The sequence below is a fragment of the Ahrensia sp. 13_GOM-1096m genome, assembly GCF_000620605.1.
Lineage (GTDB): Bacteria > Pseudomonadota > Alphaproteobacteria > Rhizobiales > Rhizobiaceae > Ahrensia > Ahrensia kielensis.
Genome location: NZ_JIAX01000011.1, coordinates 252,162 through 265,751 on the forward strand (window position 1 = coordinate 252,162; position 13,590 = coordinate 265,751).

Consider the following 13,590-nt stretch of genomic DNA (forward strand, 5'->3'; position numbering starts at 1 on the left):
AATGAGGCGCGCTTAATGCGCCTCATCCCAATTGTCTGCGGCCTGTGCTTCAACCGCGAGCGGAACCGCCATGTCGATGGCAGGCATCGCAGCATTTTCCATCACGTCTTTGACGCAAGTGATCGTCGCATCGACTTCATCTTCTGGCACTTCAAAAATCAATTCATCATGCACTTGTAGCAGCATTTGGCCGGAGAGCTTTGCGGCTTCCATAGCAGGCTCTATCCGCACCATTGCGCGGCGAATCACATCAGCGGCTGACCCTTGAATTGGTGCATTGATAGCTGCGCGCTCATTAAAGGCTCGCACCTGCGGATTGCTCGATTTGATTTCTGGATAGTGGATGCGGCGGCCAAAGATCGTTTCGACATAACCTTGCGCACGCGCCGTGGCTTTAATCTCATCCATATAATCTTTGATGCCTGGAAAGCGTTCAAAATATTTTTTGATATAGTCCGAAGCTTCTGACCGGCTGATGCCCAGATTGTTGGCCAGACCAAAAGCAGAGATGCCGTAAATAATACCGAAGTTAATCGCCTTCGCGCTACGGCGTATATCTGACGGCATGCCCTCAACAGGCACGCCAAACATTTCAGAGGCGGTCATTGCATGAATATCGATTCCATCGGCAAATGCTTGGGTCAGTTGCGGAATGTTTGCAACATGTGCCAACACCCGAAGTTCGATCTGGCTGTAGTCGGCAGAGATCAGCTTTTTGCCCTTGTTGGCAATAAATGCTGTGCGGATGCGACGTCCTTCAACGGTACGAATCGGTATGTTCTGCAAGTTCGGTTCAGACGAAGATAATCGACCCGTTGTTGTCGCTGCCAGTGAATAGGATGTGTGAACGCGCTTTGTTTCTGGATTAATGTAGCCTGGCAAAGCGTCTGTATAGGTAGATTTTAGCTTTGTGAGCTGGCGCCAATCGACAATTTTGCGCGGTAGTTCATGGCCTTCTGCTGCAAGATCTTCCAGCGCTTGCGCACCGGTTGCCCACTGGCCTGACTTTGTTTTCTTGCCGCCCGGAAGCCCCATTTTCCCAAAGAGTATTTCGCCTAATTGCTTAGGCGAGCCGACATTGAATTTCTCGCCAGAAAGACCATAAATCTCATCTTCGATTGCTGCGGCTTTTTGCGCAAATTCACCCGATAGTCGGCTAAGAATTTGCCGATCGACAGAAATACCTCGGCCTTCCATGCGTGCAAGAACGGCCATGAGAGGTCGTTCAAGTCGCTCGTAAACCGATGTCAGCCCGTCTGCGATCAAGCGTGGTTTTAAAACCTGCCAAAGCCGAAGCGTAATATCAGCGTCTTCAGCGGCATATCCAGTGGCAACCTCAATCGCGATACGGTCAAAGGTGATTTGCTTTTTGCCAGTGCCCGCAATGTCTTTAAAAGCGATTGGCTGGTGACCAAGCCAGCGCTCGGATAGCGCGTCCATGCCATGCGTGCCGCGTCCTGCATCAATCACATAGGATAAAAGCATCGTGTCATCATAGGATTGAATGGTAATGCCGTATCGCTGCATGATGAGATAATCATATTTCAGATTTTGCCCGATAATGAGGATAGACGGATCTTCCAGCAGTGCTTTGAGTTTCTCCAGCGCTATGTTGAGATCAAGCTGGCCATCAATGACACCGCCTTCACCAAGCAAGTCATCTTCACCCTCGCGGTGCTGCAAAGGAATATAGGCAGCCTCTCCAGCTTTATGGCAAAGCGAAAAGCCGACAAGGTTTGCCTGATTGGCATCAAGCGAATCGGTTTCCGTGTCAAAGGCGACGACGCCTTCTTCAAACGCCTTTAAAATCCATTCATCCAGCGTAGCTGCATCGCGAATACAAACATATTTACTTGCGTCAAATTTTGCACCGGTAGCCTCTGCGGCCAGCTTATCAGCAAGCGCTTGCGGCGTATTCTCAACGCTTTGTGCTGCTTCTTGCGTGCTGGCTTTACCGTCGCTTGAAGCAGAGTTTTGCGATGTTGCCTTATCAAGATCGGGGCCGCGCGCGCGTCCAGCATTCTCAACGGGTACATCGGCGGCTTCAATTTCACCTGCTTCAACGCCGGTGGCTTCGGCAACGCGTCGCGTGAGTGTGGTGAGCTCCATTGCTTTTAAAAATGCAACGAGCTTCGGTCCGTCTTGGTCTTCTAAGACAAAATCATCAATGGAGGCCTCAACGGGCGTATCAACTTTGAGCGTAACAAGTTCGCGCGACAGGCGTGCTTGATCGGCAAATTCAATGAGATTTTCGCGTCGTTTGTTTTGTTTAATTTCACCGGCGCGTTCGAGCAGCGTGTCCAGATCGCCATATTCGCTCAGTAATTGCGCGGCAGTTTTAGGCCCAATGCCCGGCACACCTGGAATATTATCAGTCGAATCACCCGTAAGCGCCTGCAGGTCGATCATTTTTTCGGGCTTAACACCGAATTTCTCGACAACTTCATCAATGCCGATTTGGCGGTCCTTCATCGAATCATACATCGAGACCTTTTCGGTCACGAGCTGCATTAAATCCTTATCCGATGAGATGATTGTCACCTCGCCGCCTGCAGCTTCGGCTTGTGCAGCATAGGCAGCGATAATATCGTCGGCCTCATAACCATCCATTTCAATGCAGGGCAGGTTGAAGGCGCGGGTTGCTTCGCGAATCAGGCCGAATTGCGGGCGCAAATCTTCCGGCGGTTCCGAGCGGTTGGCTTTGTACTCAGCGTAAAGCGCATTGCGAAACGTTTTGGATGAATAGTCAAAAATGACTGCAAAATGGGTAGGCGTAACCCCAACATCGGTATTGCGCGAGTCCTGCAACAGTTTCCAGAGCATGTTGCAATAGCCAGACACGGCACCAATGGGCGTTCCATCGGATTTACGTGTCAGCGGTGGAAGTGCGTGAAAAGCCCGAAAAATATATGCCGAGCCGTCAACGAGGAAGAGATGATCACCTTTTTTCATGTGTCGATATTTAGCGACAACCGCTAGGTCCGTCCATGAAAAACACTGTGTTTTACAAAAATCACAACGTGTTTTGGCTGTGGCAAAAGCGTGACTCGCAAAATTTGATGTAAATCATCAAGACATTATTCACCAAGCGTCTGCTTTATAGGCGGTAATAAATGCGTTAGATTGGTTCTATCGAACAAGCTTTGGAGAATAGAGTGACTTACAGAAAAATTGCGCACGCATTGCTGGCTTCAGCCGTTGTAGTCACTGGCATGAGCTTCTCGGTTCCAGAGGCATCGGCAGTCCAATTGCATGAGCTTCTTTTCAACCGTGCAAAGCGCAAAGAAGTGCGCCAGCGCCGTGCGCCAGAGCCTGTCATCCAGCAGCCAAAGAAAACCGTCACTGCAAAGCCGGCCACACCGCGCAAAGCAATTAAGAAAATTTCAGGCCCGCAATATTATACTTATAAAGCAGCGCAAATGGCGACATTTACGCTGGCAGGTTTAACAACAGCTTCTGTTGGTCAATCCGGTGAGCTTGGTTTGCCGACGATGGATTTCGAATCGCAACGCTTTAAAGAAGCTGTTCGCTATTCGCCAACGCTTCAAATTGCTATTGAGGAAGACATCGCCAAGGCGGTGACAGATCATTATAGCAAAAAACCAGCTTTCCTGTGGTCTCGCGGTTCGAGTGTAACGACACAGGCCAAAGCCGTTGCTGCGATGCTCAACAGTGCAGACAAGCATGGCTTGGAAGCAAAAGATTATGCCGTTGATGTGCCTGCGGATGCATTCTCAATCGATGATCCTAAAGCACGTGCAGCCGAATTGCTGGCATTTGAAACGAAATTGACCGCCTATGCCATTCGCTATGCGCAGGACATGAAAGATGGCGCGGTTAATCCGAATAAAATATCAGGCTATCACGACTTTACTAAAAACCGTTTGACGGCATCTGATGCACTTGTGGGCCTTGTTTCTGGCGACATGGACCCAGCGGGTTACTTGACAAGCCTTATGCCTAACCAGCAGCATTACGCGATTTTGCAAGATGAGCTTGTTAAATTGCGTGGCAGCACAGAAAACGAGATAGTGCTGCCTGCTAATTTGTTAGTGAAACCTGGCACTACAGCTGAAGAATTGCCGCTTTTAATAAAAGCGATGGAACGCAAAATGCGCGATGAGACGCGCACAAAGCATCAGGACTTATTGAACGCTTATGCGGGTGAAACGCTCTACCAAGGCGATTTAATTGAGTTGGTGCGCGATGTTCAGCGCGATCTTGGCTTGAACCCAGATGGTGTTGTAGGTGCCAAAACGGTTTCACGTCTTGGCGGGCAAAGTCTTGCTTCGAAAATTGATCGTGTAAAATTTGCGCTTGAGCGTCTGCGTTGGCATCCGGAAAATTATGGCAAACGTCAGGTCGTCATAAACCAGCCAGAATACCGCGTTCGCTATATGGAAGATGGTGAGACGAAGCTTGCAATGCGCGTTGTTGTTGGCAAACCATCCAATCAGACAAATTTCTTCCACGATGAAATTGAAACTGTTGTCTTCAATCCTTATTGGGGTGTGCCGCAGTCAATTATTGTCAATGAAATGTTGCCGAAACTGCACCGCGATCCAGGCTATCTTGATCGCGCAGGTTATGTCGTATCAACGCATGGCGGACAGCAGATTGCCTCATCCAATATTAATTGGTCTCAATATTCCGGTCCTGTACCCTACAGCGTTCGCCAGAAGCCAGGTCCAAGAAATTCGCTCGGCGAGTTGAAAATTTTGTTTCCCAATAGACATGCGATCTACATGCACGACACACCTGCAAAAAGCTTGTTCCAACGTGATAACCGCGCCTTTAGCCATGGCTGTGTACGTTTAGAAGACCCACGCGCTATGGCAGCAGCCGTGCTTGGCAAGAGCCGTGACTATGTTGCATCACAATTGGGCGGCGGTGAAAAAGGCGAAAGGATTTCGGAAAAAATTCCGATTTTCGTAGGCTATTTCACTGCTTGGCCAAATGATGCAGGCAAAGTGGAATACCATCCCGATGTCTATAAGCGCGATATGTATTTGGGCCGCGCTCTTGAAGCGGTGAACGGCGCGCGTGACGCTTCAAGCTAATATCGAGCATCTGAACTTTAAATCCGTCAGCATTTGTTGGCGGGTTTTTGTTTGTGTGAATTTAAGAAATACGTTGGAAGCAGATCGGCGCATGGCCGTTTTTAATCATGCCGATTTGGCTTGCTGCTGCTTTTGAAAGATCAACGATGCGGCCCTTAATAAACGGCCCGCGATCATTAATGCGCACAATAACCGATTTCCCGTTGTTGCGGTTCGTGACTTTGAGCTTGGTGCCAAATGGAAGCGTTTTGTGGGCAGCCGTTAGTTTGGCAGGGTTCATCATCTCGCCCGATGCGGTGCGTGAGTGGAGCGCATACCATGATGCCTTGCCACATTGCGCCGCAGAAGCTTCTGCCTGTTTGTTGGTGAAAACTGTTGTTGAAATAGTCAAAGCGATTACAGCTCCCGCGCTTGCGAGACTGAATATTTTATACATTTGATACACCCTATTTGGCGTTTAACGCCAATCGTCTTCGTCCCACATCTTCTTCAAAGATTGCCGGTAGTCCGAATATTGAAATTGAAAACCAGCCTCCTTCAACTTTGAGTTGGAGACGCGCTTGTTCTCCCCGTAAAAAGAGCGTGCCATGGGCGATAATGTGGCAGTTTCAAAATCAATTGGTTCAGGGGGATCAATTTTTGTTACCGATGCAGCGTATTCGACAACATCTTGTGGCGGCGAAGGCATGTCATCCGTGACGTTATAAATGCCGTTAGCGCGCATATTTGAGAGAAAGCGCAGGCTGCCTGCAATGTCTGCAACATGGATACGGTTAAACACTTGTCCAGCTTTAACCAGTCTGCGGGCCTTGCCTTCAACCATATTTTTCAAAGCGTTACGTCCGGGCCCATAGATGCCCGATAGCCGTAATATGGCGAGTGGAAGCTCTTGCGTGGTTGCAAATTTACGCCATTCCAATTCAGCTTCCATGCGTTGCACAGATCGCTTGGAAACAGGTTTGCATGTGCTTTCTTCATCAACCCATGCACCATCATGATGGCCATAAACACCCACCGTCGAAAGATAGCCGATCCAAGAAAGATGGGGTGCCGATGACAGCGCGCTAGAGAGGGCTTTTAACGATGGGTCGCCAAATTCATTCGGCGCAATGGAAACCACCACATCGGTTGCTTGGTTTATAGCGTCTTGCAAGGCGGGTGTCAGTTTTGAACCATCAAAGACTATGGGCTGGATGCCTGCCTTTTTAAGCTCAGGCATCTTGTCTTGCGAACGTGTCGTGCCAAAAACCTGCATGCCATCACTTGAGAGCAAAGCGCCATATTTTTGGCCTGAAAATCCTGCGCCCAATATCAGCGTGGTTCGTTTATTATTCATTCCAGTTCCAAGCCTGTACTTTCAAGTGCAGCCGTCCATTCACAGCGCACTGATGCATCATTTTCTTTTGGGTGATATGTTTCATAAAGCACGCATAGATCGTCACGGCTTAACTGTTGTGCCAATGCCCAAACCGCAGCACCCCGAACGACAGCGTCTGGGTCGCTTAAATGTGGTTTGATTGTTTGGGTGAGGTTTTCATCGCTGCTGTTGCCAGCTGCAATCAAGCAATTACGAATAAAACGGTTTCGGCCAATTCGCTTGACTGGTGAGCCGGCAAACATTTTCCTGAATTCTGCATCATCAAGTTGAAGCAAGTTTGCAAGCGGCGGGCTCTTTAAATCATCACGCGCCTGCAATTTTGCTTCACGTGCTTCCGCTGCAAATTTATTCCATGGACATACTGCGAGGCAATCATCACAGCCATAAATGCGATTGCCCATGGGTTTGCGAAATTCGATATCTATTGGACCAGCATGCTCAATGGTTAGATAAGAGATACAGCGCCGTGCATCGAGGTGATAGGGCGATGGGAAAGCATTTGTCGGGCAACTATCAAGGCATGATCTGCAAGAGCCGCAATGGTCTGTTTCAGCTTCATCAACTGGCAATGCCATATCTGTAAATATCGAGCCAATAAAAAACCAAGAACCAATTTCGCGGCTAACAAGATTAGTGTGCTTTCCCTGCCAGCCTAACCCTGCTTTTTGAGCAAGCGGCTTTTCCATCACAGGCGCTGTGTCGATAAACACTTTGACTTCGGCACCCGTTTTGGCAACGAACCGACCTGCAACCTGTTTAAGCTTGCCCTTTATAACGTCATGATAGTCGCGGTTGTGCGCGTAGCAAGAAATTGTACCGCGATCGTCGCGCTTTATAGCCTGCAATGGATTGTAATCATTATCCGGCGAATAAACCATCGCGGCGAGAACAACAGTCCTTGCGTCTTCCCAAAGGTTTTTGGGTGCGCTTCGGCGCTCTTGTGTTTCTTTCATCCATTCCATTGAACCGAAATAATCAGCGTCAATGAACTCAGAAAGCGCCTCGCCCATATTGCCGGTGTCTTCTGCATCCATCACACCGACCAACTCAAACCCCTCAGATGATAAATCCTTGATAAGGGCTGATTTAGCTTTCTCGGGTGACAGGACGGTCGACATGGATCACTGGTTCAAAAGTCTAGGTCTGCATAGTGCGAGACTGGAGTTAATGCGCGAATCCGATCTTCTAAAATTGGCCTGAAGGCAGGGCGTGATTTGACCCGTTGATACCATTCTGCCGCCTGCGGTGAATCCGCCCATGGGATCTCACCCATATAGTCTAAAACGGAAATGCTGGCGGCCGCTGCAATATCGGCAGCAGTGAGCGACTTTCCACTGAGACAATTGCGACTACCGGCAAGCCAGTTCAAATAGCGCATATGTTGTTTAACATTACCGCGAGCAGCGCGCATGGCGGCTGAATCTGGCGCGCCACCACCATTCGTGCGTGGCATGTCCAGCTTGAAAACTCTTTCGCGTACAAGCGTCTTTGTTGCATCTTGGTCCAAACGGACGCAGAACCAGTCGATAAGCCTGCGCACCTCTGCGCGATCCAGTGGATAATCGGGCATTAAGCGACGTTCGCGCATCATTGTTCCGCGTGTTTCATCAATATATTCGCAGATTGCATAGATGCCGCAGATGGCGGCACCGGATTCTGAAACCAATACAGGCAGTGTTCCTGCAGGATTGAGTTTCATGAACTCAGCTTCGCGGTCCCAAGGGTTTTGGTGAATCAAATCATATTCGACCCCATACTCGCCCAACAAAAGACGTATGAAGCGTGAATTCGCAGACATGGGATGATGATAAAGCTGCATGCGTTGATCCTGTGTGCCGAGACTGGAAGCCTATTGATAGGAAACCTTTAGAGGCTGTGCAACGTCATACAGTATTGTCTAGCGTGCAAAAGCCTCAATCTGCGCAAGCGTTGGTAAATCTGCGCCGCGTCTTGTGCAAGTAAGTGCTGCTGCATCAATAGCAAATTTTACCAGCGCCTCAAGGTCCACTTTTTGAGCTTCACCTTTGCGCGTTAGCTGCGCTTGGCCTAAAAAATGCAAACTGGCTGCTTGAAACGTATCGCCAGCGCCAACCGTGTCGATGACATCAACGCTTCGGCCGGGAATATCAACGCTTTGGCCATTGGCGGATTTGGCAATCGCACCATCAGGACCGCGCGTCACACAAGCAACATCAACACCCGCTGCCATGCAGCGATCAAGAAAAGCTTCAATGGGTTGTCCAGGATAGAGGAATTCCAGGTCTTCATCGCTTGCTTTAACAAAGTTGGAAACGGGCAGCATTTCATCCACCGTGGCGTGCCAAATATCGCGTTCTGGGATTACTATCGGCCGCGCATTTGGATCAAAAGCGATAAATCTTTTACCGGCTTGCTGCTTGGCAAATTCTCGCAATACGCCGCCGCTTTCTGGAAGCGCAGTGGCGAAGGAACCAAAATGGATGACTTGGTCACGCTCATCGAGTTCAGCGGGAATATCAGACATTTCCATAGAGCAGTCGGCCGTACCCTTGGTGTAGAGCGAGTAATCAGGCTGCCCATCAGGTTTGGTAAGAATCATCGCCAAAGTGGTTTGCTGATCTGTTGCCACGCAGTAATCATCATGCACGTCCACATCCTGCATGAATGCACGAATGTTTCGGCCAAACATATCATTCGATAAGCGCGTAAAAAGACTTGCGCGGTTGCCCATACGCGACAAACCAAGGGCAACATTGAGCGGTGAGCCGCCAACAATGCCATCAAAACCGATCCCATGTGGCGTGCTGTTTGCTGAAGGCTGTGCAAAAATATCAAAAAGTGCTTCGCCGCAGGTGATAAACATCCGCTTATTCCTAAATAATTAAATCGATTTAGGTCTTTTAGCTTCTATTTTCTAATTGCACAACGGCACCTGTGCGGATTGATTGTTCGGCAGCTGCACCAAGCGTAACAGCATGAGCTCCGTCGCGTAGTGTCACTTCGGGTACACCTGTTTGCGCTACGCATAATTCGTAGAACTTTAGGTGTTGAAAATAGGTGCTTCCGTGATGGTCACCAGCGGCAAGCAGATTCTCGTCCACATGGACTTCAGACCGTGTTGGCGCACGTTCTGCACGCGGCGAAATGATGACTTCTGATGCGCGTTCAACGCCGCCCGGCCAAAAGCGCGATGGGCCAGGCACGAAAGCCTGAACTTTCCCAGTATCCCCAACAATAGAAACCTGTTCTTGCCAATATGACCCTTCTGCAAACATGCATAAATCAAGTGATGCGCGCATGCCGTTTTCAAAATCCACAATGACAAAAGCATTGTCTAAAATGTCGGGTTGTTTGCCGTCATAGCGCTCGTCAAAGAAATTGACGTCTTGTGCGCCCGAGCCAAAGACGCGAATGGCTTCGGAACCTGTGACAAGACGCATAAGATCAAAAAAGTGGCAGCATTTTTCAACCATCGTGCCGCCGGTACGTGCATTGAACCTGTTCCATGAGCCAATCTTATTCAAAAATGGGAACCGATGCTCAACGATAGAGATCATCTTGGTGTTGCCAATAGTGCCGTTGCGCACTTCATCAATGATGCGCGCAACGGGTGGCATATAACGATATTCCATAGCCACCCAAACCGGAGCGGCGCGCTTTTCAGCGCTATCTACTAGGCTCCATGCTTGATCAACGCTGGTAGCGCTAGGTTTTTCCAAGAGAACGGGCAGGTCGGTTAGAAGTAACTTCTGCATCATGTCGAAATGTGTGTCATTTGGGCTAACGACGACGACCACATCGGCAATATTTGAGCTTAGTAGATCACTAATCTCTGTGTAGCGTTTAGGAGCCTGCATGCCAGTCTCAGCAGCCATTTGCGTGGCAAGGGCTGCCATTTCATCATCAGGTTCAACAATAGCGCTAACACAAGCATCCGGCATAAGAGCAATATTGCGCATATGTTCACGGCCCATCATGCCCGCCCCAATGATCGCGTAACGCAAAGTCATAATGTTTCTTTCCTATAAGAGCGCCGTGTGTCAGCTTCACATCTGTAAATATGCCTAGTACGTTGCGAAAATACGCGCAATTTAAATATAGTTCAATAGTGAATGAATTTTGTCTTTGGCGGCCTAAAATGAGGAAACAAATATGACGGATGTTGAGAAGGTTGTTCTGATTACTGGCGCTGCACGGGGCATTGGCCTTGAGACCGCAAAGCGGTTTTTAAAGGAGGGATGGCGCGTTGTGATGCTTGATCGGATGGCTGAAACTTTGCAAGCCGCGGCTCACTCCCTTGGCTCGAATAGAATATATCATATCGTTGCGGATGTTTCAGACCCTGAACAGGTGGCTAATGCGGTTGAAGAAGCTGCGACAAAGTTTGGCCGCTTGGACGCATTGGTCAATAATGCTGGAATCGCAGATTTTGCACCTGCGATGGATCACGACTATGCACTTTGGCGCCAAGTCATGGCGACTAATCTGGATGGGCCATTTTTAATGACGCAGGCCATTGTGCCCCACCTCATCGAGGCTGGCGGCGGCGCGATTGTCAATATTACGTCTATCTCTGGCTTGCGTGCTTCCACCATGCGCGTTGCCTATGGCACATCCAAGGCTGCCCTTGCACATTTGACAAAGCAATATGCCGCTGAGCTTGGCGAGCATAATATACGCGTTAATGCCGTTGCGCCCGGACCTGTGGAAACAGATATGGCCAAGAAGGTTCATAGCGACGATATTCGCCGTGCCTATTATGATGTGATGCCAATTCCAAGGCACGCAGAAGAACGTGAGCTTGCCAATGCGATCTGGTTTCTAACCTCATCAGAAGCAAGCTATATTACAGGTCACGTATTGGCGGTCGATGGTGGGTTTGATGCCGTTGGCATCGGTATCGACAAGCTAAGACAGTAAATGCCATGAAAAAAGCCGCCTCGATTTCTCAAGGCGGCTTTTAATGTTTGCTTATGAATTGCTTTAGCTTGCTTTGAGCTCAAGGCGGCGGCGGTGAAGCACCGGCTCTGTATATCCAGAAGGTTGCGCGCGGCCATCAAGCACAAGTTCTAACGCTGCTTGGAAAGCAATAGACCCATCAAAATCATCCGCCATTGGGCTATAGGCAGGATCGCCAGCGTTTTGTTTATCAACGACTTTGGCCATTTTCTTCATGGTCGCAACAATTTGCTCTTTCGTTGCAACATTGTGATGCAACCAATTGGCCATATGCTGTGAAGAGATACGGCACGTCGCGCGGTCTTCCATCAAGCCAACATCATTGATGTCTGGAACTTTTGAACAGCCAACACCTTGGTCGATCCAGCGCACAACATAGCCAAGAATACCCTGCGCATTGTTATCCAGTTCGTGCTGAATGTCTTCCGGCGTCCAGTTTGGCCGTGTGACAACTGGAATAGATAGAAGGTCATCAAGTTTCGCACGTCCCCGCTGAGCAAGGGTTTTCTGCACATCATGAACATCAACTTCATGATAATGTGTTGCGTGAAGCGTTGCTGCTGTTGGTGAAGGCACCCATGCGCAGTTTGCGCCGGCTTTAGGATGGCCGATCTTTTGCTCAAGCATGGCATGCATCAAATCGGGCATTGCCCACATGCCTTTGCCAATTTGTGCATGGCCAGCAAGGCCGCATTCAAGGCCGATATCAACATTCCAGTCTTCGTAAGCGCTGATCCATGTCGCTTGCTTCATGTCGCCTTTGCGCATCATTGGGCCAGCTTCCATGGATGTGTGCATTTCATCGCCAGTACGATCAAGGAAACCGGTGTTGATAAAGACAACACGGTGCTTGGCGGCGCGGATACATTCTTTCAGGTTCACCGTTGTGCGGCGCTCCTCATCCATAATACCCATTTTGATCGTGTTTGGTTTCATGCCTATTGCCGCTTCAACGCGGTCAAATATTTCAACCGCAAAGGCAACTTCTTCAGGGCCATGCATTTTCGGTTTCACGACATACATTGAGCCTTCTGCCGAATTGGCGCGGCGACCATTTTCGCCCACATCATAGAGTGCAATCAGCGCTGTAAACATTGCGTCCATGATGCCTTCAGGCACTTCATTGCCGTCGCGGTCATGGATCGCTGGGTTGGTCATCAAATGTCCGACATTGCGGATAAGCATCAATGAACGGCCTTTGAGCGATGTCGTGCTGCCATCAGGGGCGGTAAAATCCAAATCTGGATGCAACTCACGCGTGATAGTTTTGCCGCCTTTTTCAAAACTTTCTTTGAGGTCGCCGCGCATCAGGCCAAGCCAGTTGCGATAGACCAGCGTTTTATCTTCGGCGTCAACGGCGGCAACAGAATCTTCACAATCCATGATCGCGGTCAGCGCTGATTCAAGCCACACGTCTGAAATATGTGCAGGGTCCGTTTTACCGATCTGATGGTCTGCATTGATATGAATGCCCACATGCATGCGGTTTTTGACAAACATCAATGCGCGTGGGGCGTTAGCGTCGCCCTTGTAGCCAGTAAATTGGGCTGCGTCTTCAAGGCCGGTATCGCCTTTGCTGCTCGTGATCAGCAGAGCGCCATCTTCAATCTTGAAGCCTGTAACATTGGCCCATTGTTCGCCTTTTAAAGGCACAGAACTGTCGAGAAAGTCCTTTGCCCATTTAATGACGCGTGCGCCGCGGGCTTCATCATAGCCCTTGCCTTCAGGCAGGTCGCCAATTGCGTCGGTGCCATAAAGTGCATCATAGAGCGAACCCCAGCGTGCATTGGCAGCGTTAAGCGCAAAACGCGCATTCATAATCGGTACAACGAGTTGCGGCCCAGCGACTTTTGCGATTTCTGGATCAACATTGCGTGTATCAACTGAAAACTTATCGCCTTCAGGCACAAGATAACCAATTTCGCTCAAAAAGCCTTTATAGGCTTCCATGTCAGAAGGCGCGCCGTTCTGTTTGTACCAATTATCAAGCTTTGTTTGCAGGTTTTCGCGCTTTGCCAGCAATGCGCGGTTTTTAGGTCCAAGATCATGAACAATATCGGAAAAAGATTGCCAAAATTGATCAGAGCCGACACCTGTGCCTGAAAGCGCCTCATTCTCGAGAAAATCATGAAGGGTAGGCGATACTTTAAGGCCGAATTTATCGATCGGTGCAGTCATAATATTCTCCCGTATAAAACGTTTTCGCGCGTGTTA

The 13,590-nt window shown here is 49.3% G+C and carries 10 protein-coding genes; 2 read left to right on the plus strand and 8 right to left on the minus strand.

All coding sequences use genetic code 11. The features are described 5' to 3' along the window. Positions 1 to 12: 12 nt before the first annotated feature. Positions 13 to 2,952 carry a DNA polymerase I gene (polA, locus tag N530_RS0109075; protein WP_026480444.1) on the minus strand — a complete coding sequence of 980 codons (2,940 nt, stop codon included), beginning with the start codon at positions 2,950 to 2,952 and terminating at the stop codon, positions 13 to 15. A 203-nt stretch (positions 2,953 to 3,155) separates the two neighbouring features. Between polA and N530_RS0109080 the strand changes: the two genes are divergently transcribed. Continuing rightward, a complete protein-coding gene (locus tag N530_RS0109080; protein ID WP_051540860.1) occupies positions 3,156 to 5,060 on the plus strand; it encodes a murein L,D-transpeptidase in 1,905 nt (634 codons plus the stop codon). A 61-nt stretch (positions 5,061 to 5,121) separates the two neighbouring features. On the opposite strand, the gene N530_RS0109085 is transcribed toward N530_RS0109080, so the two are convergent. The 6 genes from N530_RS0109085 to N530_RS0109110 form a co-directional block, all read right to left on the minus strand. Beyond that, positions 5,122 to 5,496, minus strand: coding sequence for a septal ring lytic transglycosylase RlpA family protein (locus tag N530_RS0109085; protein ID WP_026480446.1), 375 nt, complete (start codon positions 5,494 to 5,496; stop codon positions 5,122 to 5,124). A 21-nt stretch (positions 5,497 to 5,517) separates the two neighbouring features. After that, positions 5,518 to 6,396 carry an SDR family oxidoreductase gene (locus N530_RS0109090; RefSeq protein ID WP_026480447.1) on the minus strand — a complete coding sequence of 293 codons (879 nt, stop codon included), beginning with the start codon at positions 6,394 to 6,396 and terminating at the stop codon, positions 5,518 to 5,520. Continuing rightward, entirely contained in the window at positions 6,393 to 7,556 is a 1,164-nt protein-coding gene (gene queG, locus N530_RS0109095) for a tRNA epoxyqueuosine(34) reductase QueG (protein ID WP_026480448.1), read from the minus strand. Before queG ends, N530_RS0109090 begins: the two co-directional genes overlap by 4 nt. 11 nt (positions 7,557 to 7,567) lie before the next feature. Beyond that, positions 7,568 to 8,257 (minus strand): glutathione S-transferase family protein, encoded by a 690-nt coding sequence (locus N530_RS0109100; protein WP_026480449.1) that lies wholly within the window; start codon positions 8,255 to 8,257, stop codon positions 7,568 to 7,570. A 78-nt stretch (positions 8,258 to 8,335) separates the two neighbouring features. After that, a complete protein-coding gene (locus N530_RS0109105; RefSeq protein ID WP_026480450.1) occupies positions 8,336 to 9,280 on the minus strand; it encodes a carbohydrate kinase in 945 nt (314 codons plus the stop codon). A 37-nt stretch (positions 9,281 to 9,317) separates the two neighbouring features. Further along, positions 9,318 to 10,427 carry a Gfo/Idh/MocA family protein gene (locus tag N530_RS0109110; protein WP_026480451.1) on the minus strand — a complete coding sequence of 370 codons (1,110 nt, stop codon included), beginning with the start codon at positions 10,425 to 10,427 and terminating at the stop codon, positions 9,318 to 9,320. 142 nt (positions 10,428 to 10,569) lie between these two features. Here N530_RS0109110 and N530_RS0109115 point away from each other — a divergent pair, with 142 nt between their 5' ends. After that, positions 10,570 to 11,337, plus strand: a complete 768-nt coding sequence (locus tag N530_RS0109115; protein ID WP_026480452.1) for an SDR family NAD(P)-dependent oxidoreductase — start codon at positions 10,570 to 10,572, stop codon at positions 11,335 to 11,337. A gap of 63 nt (positions 11,338 to 11,400) precedes the next feature. On the opposite strand, the gene N530_RS0109120 is transcribed toward N530_RS0109115, so the two are convergent. Further along, the gene (locus tag N530_RS0109120) at positions 11,401 to 13,554 is read right to left on the minus strand and encodes a malate synthase G (protein WP_026480453.1); all 2,154 of its coding nucleotides are present in this window, start codon (positions 13,552 to 13,554) and stop codon (positions 11,401 to 11,403) included. Positions 13,555 to 13,590 lie beyond the last annotated feature (36 nt).